The following is a 13439-nucleotide window of genomic DNA, read 5'->3' as shown; positions in this document are numbered from 1 at the left end:
GTAGGAGCGGGTTTACCCGCGAAAGAGCCGGGCCTGCTAGCCAATGTCCACCTGCCGTTCACCATTGTCGCGGCTACCGTATTCGCGGGTAAACCCGCTCCTACACCTGATCGGGGTGGACACACATCGGTTTAGCGGCCAAGAGGCCCTGCCCGGCGAACTCAGTGCGGTCCGCGTGGGATGGTCTTGAGCAAGTCTTCGGGGCTGATATGCCCCACCACCTGGGCCACCGCGCTGCCCGGGGTCGGCAGGTCGATGATGTGGCTCTTCATCTTGCCGATCACATGCATCTCGCACGGCTTGCAGTCAAACTTCAGGGTCAGTACTTCGTCACCCTGAATCAGCTGCATCGGTGCCACCTTGGTACGCACGCCGGTCACGCCCTTGGCCTGCTTGGGGCACAGGTTGAAGGAGAAGCGCAGGCAGTGCTTGGTGATCATCACCGGCACTTCGCCGTGTTCTTCATGCGCTTCATAGGCCGCATCGATCAGTTGCACACCGTGGCGGTGGTAGAAGTCGCGGGCCTTCTGGTTGTATACGTTGGCCAGGAACGACAGGTGCGACTCGGGGTACACCGGCGGTGGCGTGGTCTCGGCCTTGCGCCCGCCACGCGGATGCGCCTGCACGCGTGCTGCAGTCAGTGCCTCGATGGCTTCGCGGCGCAGGGCCTTGAGCTGCGAGTTGGGAATGAAGTACGCCTGTGGGGCATCCAGTTCGATACGGTCGGCGTGGTACAGGGTGGTGCCCAGCTGGCCGAGCAGGTCGTGCAACTGCTCCAGTGCCTGCTGCGGCTTGTTGGCTACGCCGAATGGGCCGTCCAGGGCCACCTGCACGCTCACGCCTTCTTCACTGCTGAGGGTAAGCATCAAGCGCTGCTCGCGCAGGACCGCGTGCCACTCCACGCCGACCCGGCGTTCGGAGGAGGTGCGTTGCAGGGCCTGTTGCCAGTTGTGGTCGAGGTTGCGCGACAGCGGGTGGTTGGGCCGCAGCTTGTGCAGGCCTTCGGGCATTTCGTTGGGCTCGACGCGATAGCGGTAGCGCTTCTGGCCGTCTTCTTCGAATTCGCCACGCGGTTCGGCGATGTTGGCGCGGAAGCCCACCACTTCGCGCTTGACCAGCACATTGAGGCCGTCGCCGTTGGTCAGCGGTACGTCGGTGACCACTTGCATGTCACGCTTGCCGACCTTTTCCACTACGCCCACCGGCAGGCCGGTGAAGGTTGGCGAGTCGAAGGCGCCGATATCGACCTTGCGGTCGGTCACGAAGTAGTCGGTGCTGCCGCGGTGGAAGGTTTTATCCGGGTCGGGCAGGAAGAAGTGTTGGGTACGGCCACTGGACGCGCGGGCGTACTGAGGGCGGTCTTCAAGGATGGCATCGAGCTCTTTGCGGTAATGGGCGGTGATGTTCTTCACATAGCCCATGTCCTTGTAGCGGCCCTCGATCTTGAACGAGCGCACGCCGGCATCGACCAGGTCAGCCAGGTTGGCGGTCTGGTTGTTGTCCTTCATCGACAGCAGGTGTTTCTCGAACGCAACCACGCGGCCCTGGTCATCTTTCAGCGTGTAGGGCAGGCGGCAGGCTTGCGAGCAATCACCACGGTTGGCGCTGCGGCCGGTCTGCGCATGGGAAATGTTGCATTGGCCAGAGAACGCCACGCACAGCGCGCCGTGGATGAAGAACTCGATGGCGGCATCGGTTTCGGCGGCGATGGCGCGGATTTGCTGCAGGTTCAGCTCCCGCGCCAGTACCAGTTGCGAGAACCCGGCCTGGTCGAGGAACTTGGCCCGTTCCAGGGTGCGGATGTCGGTCTGGGTGCTGGCATGCAGCTCGATTGGCGGGATGTCCAGCTCCATCACCCCAAGGTCCTGCACGATCAGCGCGTCAACGCCGGCATCGTACAGCTGGTGAATCAGCTTGCGCGCCGGTTCCAGCTCGTTGTCGTGCAGGATGGTGTTGATGGTGGTGAACACGCGTGCATGGTAGCGATGGGCGAACTCGACCAGCTCGGCGATATCGCTGACTTCGTTGCAGGCGTTATGGCGCGCGCCGAAGCTCGGGCCGCCGATATAGATGGCGTCAGCGCCGTGCAGGATCGCTTCACGGGCGATGGCCACGTCACGGGCAGGGCTGAGCAGTTCCAGGTGATTCTTTGGAAGGGACATGTCGTTATATTTTCGGGCTGTCACGGTTTAGGCGGGCATTGTAGCGGTGAAACGGGCTGGCGGCATCATTGGGGTGCCGAGAGGTGCGGGATTGGCTGCGGGTACGCGCAACTGTGGGAGCGGCCTAGCGTCGCGAAAGGGCCGCAGAGCGGCCCCGGCGATTTTGCGACCAATCAGCGATGTCGGGGCGCGGCGCCCCCCCACAAGCGCAGCTCAGCGCTTGGCAGCCATCGCCGTCACTTCCACACGCATGCCTTCAAAGGCCAGTGAAGCCACACCCACCGCCGCACGCACCGGCCAGGGCTTGCTGAAGAAGCGCTGGTACACCTCGTTGAACGCCGCGCGGTCGGCCATGTCGGTCAGGTAGATGGTCAGGTGCAGCACGCGGTCCATACCGCTACCGGCCTTTTCCAGGGCCACTTTCAGCGCCTGCAGGGTGCATTCGCTCTGCTCGACGATGCCGCCCAGTTCCAGGCTGCCGTCGGCGTGAGTCGGGATTTGTGTGGTGACCAGCACGCCGTTGTACTCGGCAACGTCCGAGGAAATCGACTCGGCGTCCGGGTCCGGGGTGTAGATGATGTCTGCATGTGCCATGGTGTGTCTGCCTTGCAACGGAAGGAAAACGGCAAGCCTACGCGAGCACACCAGCCCGGTCGAGGGTGCCTCGGCGTTTGAAATGCGCGGCGTTCGCCGTCAGAATCGCGGGCGATTGCAAAACCAGAGGTTTACGTTGAACGAACAGACTTTGTCCAGGCGCCTGGAGCGCGTGGCCGCCCATGTACCGCAGGGGGCGCGCCTGGCCGACATTGGCTCGGACCACGGCTACCTGCCGGTGGCCTTGATGCTGCGTGGCGTACTCGAGGCCGCTGTAGCGGGTGAAGTGGCACAGACGCCGTTCGCCTCGGCCCAGCGCAATGTGCGCAGAAACGGCCTGCAAGAGCAGGTAACCGTGCGCCTGGCCGATGGGCTGGCAGCGGTCGAGCCGCAAGACCGTATCTCGGTGGTGAGCATCTGCGGGATGGGCGGGGACACCATGTGCGAGATCCTCGAGGCTGGCAAGCAGCGCCTTGGCGGCGTCACGCGCCTGGTACTGCAACCCAATGGCGGTGAGCGCGAACTGCGCCAGTGGCTGGCGGGCAATGGCTACCAGATTGTCAGCGAAGAGCTGCTGCGGGAGAACCGCTTCGACTACGAAATCATCGTCGCCGAGCCGGGCAGGGGGGTGTATAGCGCTGAACAGCTGTACTTCGGCCCCGTGTTGATGCAGGAAAAAAGCGAGGCGTTTGTAGTCAAGTGGCGGCGCATGCTGCGGCAGAAGCAGCAGACCCTGGCCAATTTCCAGCGGGCCCGCGATGCGGTGCCTCAGGCGAAGATCGACTATTTCAATCAGCAAGTGGGCTGGATCACCCAGGTGCTGGCCTGACTCACTGCTGCGAGCAGTTGCCCATTTCCCGGTAGTCGATTTCGCGCTTCTGGCCCTGATGGTCGACGTACACCATGTGCGCGGTGCCCACTTGGCAGTCAGCGGCGTTGCTGGCTGGCGTGATGGAGATGACCTTGGCCACGTCCAGCGGCATGCCGTATTCATATTGGCTGCTGACTGGCTGGTTATTGCCTGCATCGGCAAAAGCACCGAACGAGGCGAAGGCAGCGGTAATGGCAAGGACGGCGATCGAGCGTTTCATGACAGGCTCCTTTTTTAATGGATGGCTAATGATCTATTCATTGGTCATCCACAATAAATGGGCTAAACCGTGATAGATTCCTGCCTTTAATGCAGGAATAAAACAAGGAGCACCCCTTCATGGACATGCTGCATGCCATGCGTACCTTCACCCGGGTGGTGGAATGTGGCAGCTTCGCTGCAGCTGCCAATGCTCTGGATATTTCTGCAGCGCAGGTTTCGCGCATCGTCGCCGAGCTGGAGAACCAGCTGCAGACCCGCCTGCTGCACCGCACCACCCGGCGCCTGCGCATGAGCGAGGCGGGTGAGCGGTTTCTGGAGCGTGCGCGGCAGATCATGCTGCTGACCGAAGAAGCCGTGGGCGAGGCGCGAGGGGCGCACCTTACGCCTCGCGGCCATCTGCGTTTGCACTGCCCGCACGGCATGGGGCTGTTGCTGATGCCGCTGGTGGCCGGCTACAACATGCTTTACCCGGAAGTGGTGATCGAGCTGACGCTGTCGCAGCGCAACCCCGACCCGCTGGCCGAAGGGCATGACGTGGTGATCACCGTGGACGGTGCGCTGCCGGATTCGCAACTGATCGCTGTGCCGCTGGGCAATATTTTCAGCATCCCCTGCGCGGCCCCCGGCTACCTGGACACCCACGGTGTACCGGAGCGCCCCGAAGACTTGCACGGCCATCGCTGCCTGCGCATGGCTTACCCGATGTACGAAGGCGACTGGGTGTTCCCGCAAGGGGTTGACCAGTGCGTGATCGCGCCAAACGACAGTTTCTCTACCAACGTCGCCGACGCCATGCTGGTGGCCAGCGAGCTGGGCATGGGCATTGGCCTGCTGCCGTTCTACACCGCCAGCGAGGCGATCGAGCAGGGGCGCTTGCGCCGGTTGTTGGCACCGTATCGGTTGAGGGAGAGTGCGCTGTATGCGATGTATCCGTCACGCCACTACCTGGACGCCAAGGTGCGCACCTGGATCGACTACCTCAAGGAGCAGTTGCCGGCGCTGTTCGAGGGGCATGCCAGGGTGGTGGATGATGCGCGGTATTGGCGCTGAGGCGAGAAGTTTGCCGCGGTGACATTCCTGTGGGAGCGGGCGCGCCCGCGAACACCGGCAAAGCCGGTGCCCTCCACCGCGTCGCCCGCTCCCCCAAAAACCGCGTTGCCTTTGCGTTACAGCGGATAGTTTTTCAATTCCCGCGCAATCAGCATCCGCTGGATCTCGCTCGACCCTTCATAGATCTGGGTAATCCGCGCATCCCGGTAGTAGCGCTCCACCGGGTAATCTTCCAGATAACCGTACCCACCATGCACCTGGATTGCCATCGAGCACACCCGCTCGGCCATTTCCGAAGCGAACAGCTTGGCCTGTGACGCTTCCGACAGGCACGGCTTGCCGGCGCTGCGCAGGCGGGCGGCATGCAGGATCAGCAAACGTGCGGCGTTCACCTGCACCTGCATGTCGGCCAGCAGGTTGGCAATGCTCTGGTGTTCGTTGATCGGCTTGCCAAACTGTATGCGGTCACGCGAGTAGACCAGCGCCGCTTCGAATGCGGCACGGGCGATGCCCAAGGCCTGGGCGGCAATGCCGATACGGCCGCCTTCGAGGTTGGACAGGGCAATGGCCAGGCCCTTGCCACGCTCACCGAGGATATTGGCGGCAGGAATGCGGCAGTTGTCGAAGGTGACCGCGCAGGTGTCGGAGGCGCGAATGCCCATCTTGTGTTCGCTGCGGTCAACCTTGAACCCAGGGTTGTCGGTGGGCACCAGGAACGCCGACAGGCCTTTCTTGCCCAGCTCCGGGTCGGTCACTGCGAAGACGATCGCCAGGCCGGCACGGCGGGCATTGCTGACGAACTGCTTGGCACCGTTGATGACCCACTGGCCATCCACCAGCTCGGCGCGGGTGCGCAGGTTGTGCGCCTCGGAGCCGGCCTGTGGCTCGGTCAGGCAGAAGCAGCCAATCACCTCGCCGCTGGCCAGGCGAGGCAGCCACTGCTGTTGCTGTTCGGCGGTGCCGTAGGCCAGCAGCGGGCCGCAACCTACCGAGTTGTGGATGCTCATCATCGCCCCGGTGGCGCCGCAGCCGGCGGAGATCTCTTCCACGGCCAGGGCATAGGCGACATAGTCGGTGTAGCTGCCGCCGAAGTCCTCGGGCACCACCATGCCCAACAGGCCCAGTTCGCCCATCTTGCGCACCACGCCATCATCGATCCAGCCGGCCTTTTCCCAGGCCTGGGCATGGGGTGCGATTTCGCCGCGGGCAAAGTCCCGGGCCATGTCGCGGATCATGATCTGTTCTTCGCTCAGTTCGAGGTCTTGCATCTGTGTACTCCCGGGCTCACAGGCCTTCGAAGAATTGTTCGACCCGCTGGCTTTGCAGCGCGGCCAGGGTCGGCGGGTTCCAGCGGGGCTGCTTGTCCTTGTCGATGATCAGGGCACGCACGCCTTCGATGATGTCGCCGTGCTGGAACCACTGGCGGTCCAGGTGCAGTTCCATGGCAAAGCAGTCGTCAATGCCCAGCTCGCGCCCCCGGCGCAGCATCTCCAGCGTAACCGCCATGGCCAGAGGCGAGCGGGTTTCCAGCTGATCGGCGGTGGCCACCGCCCAGGCGTGGCTGTCGCCAAGGCTCACCGCACGCAGTTGCTCGACGATGGCTGGCAGGTCGGGCAGGGCGAAGAAGTGGTCGATGGCCGGGCGCAGCTTTTCCAGTGGCGCGTCATCCAGTACCTGGGTACCGAGCCTGGCCAGCAGGTTTTGCAGGTCCTTGAGCGGGTGGTCGCTGAAGTCGAGCTGGTCGAGGCCCTGGTCGAGGGCGGCGAGCTGGTCGCTGGCCAGGTACCAGTCGGCCAGGCCGCAATACAAGGCGTCGGCCGCCTGGATCTGGGCACCGCTGACACCCAGGTAGATGCCGAGCTCGCCGGGGATGCGCGAGAGGAAGTAGCTGCCGCCCACGTCCGGGAAGTAGCCGATGCCGACCTCGGGCATGCCCAGCCGGCTGCGCTCGGTGACCACGCGCAGGTCGCAGCCCTGGGCAAGGCCCATGCCGCCACCGAGGGTGAAGCCGTCCATCACCACCAGTATCGGCTTGCGGTAGCGGTGGATGACCAGGTCGAGGGCGTACTCTTCGACGAAAAAGGTTTCATGCAGCGTGTCGCCGGCCTTGAAGCTGTCGTACAGCGAGCGGATATCGCCACCGGCACAGAACCCCTTGGGGCCTTCGCCGCGCAGGACCACGGCGCGTACCTGCGGGTTGTCGGCCCATTGGTCCAGGTGCTGACGCAGGCTGCGCACCATGTCCAGGGTCAGGGCATTGAGACCGGCTGGGCGGTTCAGGGTCAGGTGGCCGATCTGGTTGCGGACCTCGGCCAGTACATGGTCGGTTGCTGCCGGGGTATGAGCGTGTGCAGTCATTGCGTTCTCCCTGCTTTGTTATTGATTTTCCAAGTGAAGTCTGGAGTTCGCTGGAGGATCGCAGGATCCTGGCATGCGAATTTGCCTTGCACAATCGACAATTGTGCAAGGGTACCGTGCGTTTTTACCTTGTGTGAGGCCAGCGCGCGCTTGTGAAGCTGCCTTTGCCCCCACGGGATTCCGTCCCCCGATTCGGGGGAACCTGCTGGGGGATCCTCCCCAATCCGTTGCGGTTGATCGTACAAGTTATTGATTAATATTGAACTTTTCTTCTGGCACACACCTTGCTCCAGCTCCCCGCAGAGATCCTGTGTCCCGGAGGTGCAGCATGTCGACGCCGCTCAAAGGCCCCATCCTGTCATCACTTGTACTGGCCTTGCTTGGCTGGGAAGCAACCAGCGAGGCGGCTGTGCAGTGCCAGCGCACCCTGGTCGCCAACGTGGTGGCACTGGACCAGCCACTGATGTTCAACCGCCTTGGCGCGCAAAACGCCAACGGCATGATGTTTGCCCTCCGTGAGGACGTGGTGGACGACAAGCAGGTCCCCCTCAGCAAGGGCGGGGCCGCGGTACCGGGCAAGGTCACCCTGCGCCCGGACAAGCGCCCGCGGCCTATCGTGCTGCGCGTGGCGGCCGGTGACTGCCTGACGGTCAACCTGACCAACCTGCTGGATTACAAGGCGAACCCCAACAAGCACGGTATCGAGGCTGAAGAGCCCGAGGGTGAGGAAGAGGGGCCGGAGGTTGAAAACGAAGGCGGCGAGGGCTTTGTCGCCGACGAGCAGGTGGCCGAGCGCATGGTCGGCTTCCAGGTCAACGGGATGCAGGCGGTGAACAGCATTGCCGATATTTCCGCCTATACCGGGCGTAACGGCAACTTCTTCGTCAGCCCCGGCAGCACCCGCAGCTACACCTTGTATGCCGAGCGCGAAGGGGCCTTCGCCGCCACCAGCAAAGCCGCTACGTTCGGCGGCGAGGGCACGGCGGGCAACGTCTCCAACGGCCTGTTCGGCCAGGTGGTGGTCGTGCCCAAACTGGGCCGTACCTACCGCAACACCCTCACTGAAGAAGAAATGCGCCTGGCCACCACGGGTCGAACCGCCACCGGCCAGCCCGTGATCGATTACGAAGCCCGTTATCCGCAGGTCGAACCGTGGATCGCCGAAGGCAAGGCCGGCAAACCGATCATTGCCATGGTCAACGGCAACGAGATCATCAGCAGCGAAACCGATGCCATCGTCATGGGCCCCAACCCCGACGGCAGCTTCCCAAAATCCACTTACCCGCTGGAAAGCGCGGGCAAACGCAACCCGGCGCTGCCCAACCGACTGGAAGCGTTCCGTGATTTCGCCTCGCAGTTCGCCGACGAGGTTGCCGGTACCCAGGCCTTCCCTGGCTACTGGGCCGACCCTGTGATGGGCCACGTGCTGGAGCCGGCGCGCGATTCGTTCATGATCAATTACGGCTCTGGTGGCATGGGTGCCGAAGTGGTGGCCAACCGCTTGGGGGTGGGCCCGATGCACGACTGCCTGTCGTGTGCTTATGAAGAGTTCTTCCTCAGCGCCCACACAGTCGGCGACATAGGCACCCTGGTGGATGTACCGGCCAACGTCGGCCTGGAACACATCCGTCCGGGCGAGGTGCCACCGGCCAGCGCCGTCGGGGTCAAGGCCAGCATGGCTCTTTACCCTTCAGAGCCTGCTAATGTGCACCACAGCTATATCGGTGACTTCACCAAGTTCCGCAACACCCACAACGGGCACGAGCAGCACATCTTCCACTTGCACGGCCACCAGTGGCTGTTCAACCCCAATGACGACAACTCCGACTACATCGATGCCCAAGGCATCGGCGCCGGTGTCGGCTACACCTACGAAATCGCCAACGGTGGTTCGGGCAACCGCAACCGCGTTGCCGGCGATGCCATTTACCACTGTCACTTCTACCCGCACTTCGCCCAGGGCATGTGGGCCATGTGGCGAGTACATGACGTGTTCGAGGAAGGCACGCGGCTGGAGGTGAGCGGGCAGGGCGAGAATGGCTTCCACAGTACCCCGTTCGCCCTGCGTAGCGGTAAGCCGGCCGCTGGCGCCCGGGCCCTGCCCGATGGCGAGATCGTTGCCGGTACGCCGATTCCGGCCATCGTGCCGTTGCCCGGCAAGGCCATGGCGCCCATGCCCGGCAAAGTCGTGGTCGTGCCCAAGCTCTCCGAAGCGTTGGTTGCCGCCAACGATGATGACCACGAAGACGAGGGTGATGACGACCACGCCAGCGAGGCGCCCGTGCGCAAGGCCGTGGGCTCGCTGGCACTGGTCGACCGCACCGAGGCCAACCGCAACGCCGACGGCACGCTGAAAAACCCAGGCTACCCGTTCTGGATCGGTGGCATGGAAAGCAGCGTGGGCAACCGCCCGCCAACCCCGCCCCTGGACATGCTCGACCCGGCCCTGGCCCGGCAACTGAAAGACAGTGGTAAAGCCCTGTGGGCCAACCTGGATGCGAACCAGGTCGATGGCTGGGACGGCGGCCTTGGCCGCCATGCACTGGACGGTGTGTCCGCCGGTGGCGTGGCGGAGACCACCACCACCAAACTGGACTTCACCAAGGTCGTGCACAAGGCCAAGCCCATTTACCTGCCGGAAGAGGGCACCGATGTCGAGCAGGCCGCCATGCAGTTCCACGCCATGGCTGAACACCCCAGCTATGCATTGATCCCCGGCAGCCAGCCGGTGGCCAAGGCGTTCCGCACCAACGGCGCGTTGCCGACTGCAGGTGCGCCGTACTACGAGCCATGCATGGATGACCGTGGAAAACGCCTGACCCAGTCTTCCGGGGTTGGGGAGTTCAACAGTGGAGAGAGCCTGACGGGCGTGAACTTCCGTGGCGCCTCGGCCTTCACTGCCGACCGCCCACGCATCTACAAAGGGGCCAACATCCAGTTCGACGCGGTGTACAACAAAGTGGGCTACCACTTCCCGCAGGCACGCATCATTGCCCTGTGGGAAGACGCCTGGCCGGTCATTACCAAGCAGCGCCCGCCAGAGCCGCTGGTGATGCGCATGAACACCTTCGACTGCGCGATGTACCAGCACACCAACCTGATCCCGAACATCTATGAGATGGACGATTACCAGGTGCGCACCCCGACCGACGTGATCGGCCAGCACATCCACCTGCCCAAGTGGGACCTGACCGCCGCCGACGGCTCGGCCAACGGCTGGAACTACGAAGACGGCATACTTTCGCCCGGTAGCGTGGTCGAGCGCGTAGAGGCCATTCGTAATTACAATGGCTGCATTGAAGGGGACAGCCGCGAAGGCACCGCAGCCTGCCCGAAAGCCAGGCAGCACCCGTACTTCGGCCGCTTTGGTCGCGCCGACTGGCTGGGCGCACGTACCGCGATGCAGCGCTGGTTCGCAGACCCGCTGGTGAACGTGCATAACGTCGACCGCGGCCTGGGTACCATCTTCACCCATGACCACCTTGGCCCATCGACTCACCAGCAACTGGGCCTGTATGCCACCGTGCTGGCCGAACCGGCCGGCTCCACCTGGTACCACGCCGAAACCGGCGAGCAGCTGTACAACCCGGCCACGCGCCAGGACGGCGGCCCGACCTCGTGGCAGGCGGTGATCCAGACCGGCGACCACGATGGCGACGGCAAGAACGACAGCTACCGCGAGTTCTTCCTGGAGTACAGTGACTTCCAGCATGCCTATGAAGCCGGGGTGTACGTAGGCGCAGGGCCGGACGGCATTCCCAATGCCCAGTCGTACCCGGCCACAGCCGACAGCTTCCGTTACGCCATCAACCCGCCCGTGCGCGGCAAGGCGTCGAACCTGCTCGAAGCCATCGTCGAGAAACGCGGCGGTCTCAACCCGGGCTGCCCAAGCCGGCCATGCCCGCAGGCGATCTCGGTGGATGACCCGGGGATGTTCGTCGTCAACTACCGCAACGAGCCGCTGGCCCTGCGCGTGTATGACCCGAACAAGGTCGGCCCGGACGGCAAGCGTGGCATGCAGGCCGACGGCCTGGCCGGCGACCTCAGCTATGCCCTGCAAACCCGTACCGACCGCGCCATCCCGGCGATGAACCTGTCGCCATCGGCGATTACCTCGGCAGTCGGCCCTACCGGCGGCACTACGCTGTTCCCGCCGCATATCAACACGGCTGGCGCCGAGCCGGGCGACCCGTTCACCCCGTTGCTGCGCACCTATTCCGGTGACAACGTGCGCCTGCGCATGCACGCCGGTGGCCATGAAGAGGAGCACAACGTCACCCTGCACGGCGTGAAATGGCTGCAGAACGGTTCTGGCTTCGGCAACAGCTCCAACTCGGGCTGGAAGTCGTCGCAAATGATCGGCATCTCCGAGCAGTTAGGCTTCATGGCGCCGGTGTCGATGATCTCCAGTTCGGCAGCCACCAACGGCGACTACCTGTACTCGCTGGACGCGGCCCTGGAGGGCTATTGGAACGGTATCTGGGGCATCATGCGCAACTACACCGCGCAGCGTGCCGACCTGTTCCCGCTGCCCAACAACCCACAGCCGGTGGCCATGCGCAACACCGTGAACTTCAATGGCATCTGCCCGAAAACCACGGCCAACCCGAACGGCATCGGTACCCGCACCACGGTCAAGCGCAGCTACGAGATCGTCGCAGCGCTGGCCAACGACATCCTCGAAAACCGTAACGGCGTCAGCATCAACGACCCGGCGGGCGTCGGCCAGCATGTCGGTGGCGCGCTCAAGGCCAACGGCGGCACCCTGGTGTTCAACAGCCGTAGAACCGCCATCCCGCTGGTGAGCGGGGTAGACCCCGAAGATGGGGAGCCTTTCACCATCGGTGGCCACAGTGCGCCGCTGCATGACCCGACCGCGATCCTGTACGTGCGCAAGGCTGACCTCGATGCCACCACCGGCAAGCTCAAGGCGGGTGTCCCGGTAGAGCCGCTGGTACTGCGCGCCAATGCCGGCGACTGCATCAGCATCACCCTGGAGAACCGCTTGCCACTGGTGATGCCAGACCTGCCGAGCACTGCAGTGATGCACAACGTGGTCAAGCGTGACCGCTTCGACAGCGAAGGCTCCACCGCCTTTGCCAACAACCTGATGCGGCCGTCCAGCCACGTGGGCCTGCATGCGCAACTGCTGGCCTACGACATCACCAAGTCAGACGGTGCCAACGTTGGCCTGAACCCGGTGCAGACCGTGCCACCACGTGCCGGCACCAGCGGCGCTTACCCGACCAAGGAGTACCAGTACTACGCCGGCCACCTGGAGCGTGAAGGCAAACCGGTGTCGCAGCTGGGCCGCACAGTGGACAACATAAACACCACGCCTATCGAGTTCGGCGGCCTCAACCTGACCCCGTCAGACTTCATCAAGCAGCCGCAAAAAGGCCTGGTGGGCGCCATGAGCATCCTGCCGCAAACCGCCACCTGGACCGAGGATACTGCTACCCGTACCCAGGCCACGGTGAAGGTCAGCGGCCAGCCGGACTACCGCGACTTCGTCACGGTGTGGCAGCGCGCACTGAACATGCGCTGGGCCGATGGTCGTCCGGTAGAAGGCATCAATACCGAAGGCAACGGCGCTGCCGGTGATCCGCAAGACAACGGCAACATGGCGGTCAACTACAAGACCGAACCGTTGTGGCTGCGCTTCGGCATGGCGCCCGACTCGCCATTCGGCCGCGCCAATGGCCTGGGCTTTGGTGATGTACCCAACGCCCACATGGCCTACGCCAACGCCCTGGTCGGTGGTGACCCGCAAACCCCGGTGCTGTACGCCAAGCCTGGCCAACCGGTGCGCAACCATATCGTGATGCCCAGTGGTGGCAGCCGCGGCATGGTCTACCAGCTGGACGGGCACGTATGGCCACTGCACAACTACCAGGCCGAGAAGAGCGATGCGGACGGTTACCCGATTAGCCTGCCTGGTATCGGTTCGGTGCGCTTTGGCTACAACCCGATGGCCATGTACATCGGTGCGCAGGAAAGCGTACTGCCAGCGGCTCACTTCAGCTTCATGCTGCCGAGTGCCGGCGGTGCCAACGCGGTGGCGGGTGACTACCTGTTCCGCGACTACGCCGCCTACGGCAACCTCTCGGGGCTGTGGGGGATCTTGCGGGTGACCAACGAAGCGCCGCCGGCAACGGCCCCGGCGCAGTGACGGAAGGGGA

The 13439-nt window shown here is 63.9% G+C and carries 8 protein-coding genes; 3 read left to right on the top strand and 5 right to left on the bottom strand.

Annotation, left to right across the window (positions count from 1 at the left end; all coding sequences use genetic code 11):
* Positions 1-161 precede the first annotated feature (161 nt).
* Together ACF8FB_RS08480 and ACF8FB_RS08475 are read right to left on the bottom strand one after the other, a co-directional pair.
* Positions 162-2162: a U32 family peptidase gene (locus ACF8FB_RS08480; RefSeq protein ID WP_004577525.1), complete on the bottom strand. Its 2001-nt coding sequence runs from the start codon at positions 2160-2162 to the stop codon at positions 162-164.
* 213 nt (positions 2163-2375) lie between these two features.
* The gene (locus tag ACF8FB_RS08475) at positions 2376-2756 is read right to left on the bottom strand and encodes a RidA family protein (protein ID WP_004577524.1); all 381 of its coding nucleotides are present in this window, start codon (positions 2754-2756) and stop codon (positions 2376-2378) included.
* Between the two features lie 136 nt (positions 2757-2892).
* Between ACF8FB_RS08475 and ACF8FB_RS08470 the strand changes: the two genes are divergently transcribed.
* Entirely contained in the window at positions 2893-3585 is a 693-nt protein-coding gene (locus ACF8FB_RS08470) for a tRNA (adenine(22)-N(1))-methyltransferase (RefSeq protein ID WP_392511204.1), read from the top strand.
* Position 3586: 1 nt separating this feature from the next.
* Here ACF8FB_RS08470 and ACF8FB_RS08465 read toward each other — a convergent pair whose 3' ends face one another.
* Positions 3587-3847 (bottom strand): DUF2790 domain-containing protein, encoded by a 261-nt coding sequence (locus ACF8FB_RS08465; protein WP_010954357.1) that lies wholly within the window; start codon positions 3845-3847, stop codon positions 3587-3589.
* A gap of 119 nt (positions 3848-3966) precedes the next feature.
* Here ACF8FB_RS08465 and ACF8FB_RS08460 point away from each other — a divergent pair, with 119 nt between their 5' ends.
* The gene (locus ACF8FB_RS08460) at positions 3967-4899 is read left to right on the top strand and encodes a LysR family transcriptional regulator (RefSeq protein WP_350297978.1); all 933 of its coding nucleotides are present in this window, start codon (positions 3967-3969) and stop codon (positions 4897-4899) included.
* A 116-nt stretch (positions 4900-5015) separates the two neighbouring features.
* On the opposite strand, the gene ACF8FB_RS08455 is transcribed toward ACF8FB_RS08460, so the two are convergent.
* Together ACF8FB_RS08455 and ACF8FB_RS08450 are read right to left on the bottom strand one after the other, a co-directional pair.
* Positions 5016-6167 (bottom strand): acyl-CoA dehydrogenase family protein, encoded by a 1152-nt coding sequence (locus ACF8FB_RS08455; protein ID WP_010954355.1) that lies wholly within the window; start codon positions 6165-6167, stop codon positions 5016-5018.
* 16 nt (positions 6168-6183) lie between these two features.
* A complete protein-coding gene (locus tag ACF8FB_RS08450; protein WP_108190405.1) occupies positions 6184-7257 on the bottom strand; it encodes an enoyl-CoA hydratase/isomerase family protein in 1074 nt (357 codons plus the stop codon).
* Between the two features lie 328 nt (positions 7258-7585).
* Here ACF8FB_RS08450 and mnxG point away from each other — a divergent pair, with 328 nt between their 5' ends.
* Positions 7586-13429: a manganese-oxidizing multicopper oxidase MnxG gene (mnxG, locus tag ACF8FB_RS08445; RefSeq protein WP_392511203.1), complete on the top strand. Its 5844-nt coding sequence runs from the start codon at positions 7586-7588 to the stop codon at positions 13427-13429.
* Positions 13430-13439: the final 10 nt, after the last annotated feature.

The organism is Pseudomonas sp. yb_2 (assembly GCF_043103905.1).
Classification (GTDB): domain Bacteria; phylum Pseudomonadota; class Gammaproteobacteria; order Pseudomonadales; family Pseudomonadaceae; genus Aquipseudomonas; species Aquipseudomonas alloputida.
Note: the sequence above shows the minus strand (reverse complement) of the source record. Positions and strands in the feature narration are given on the sequence as shown.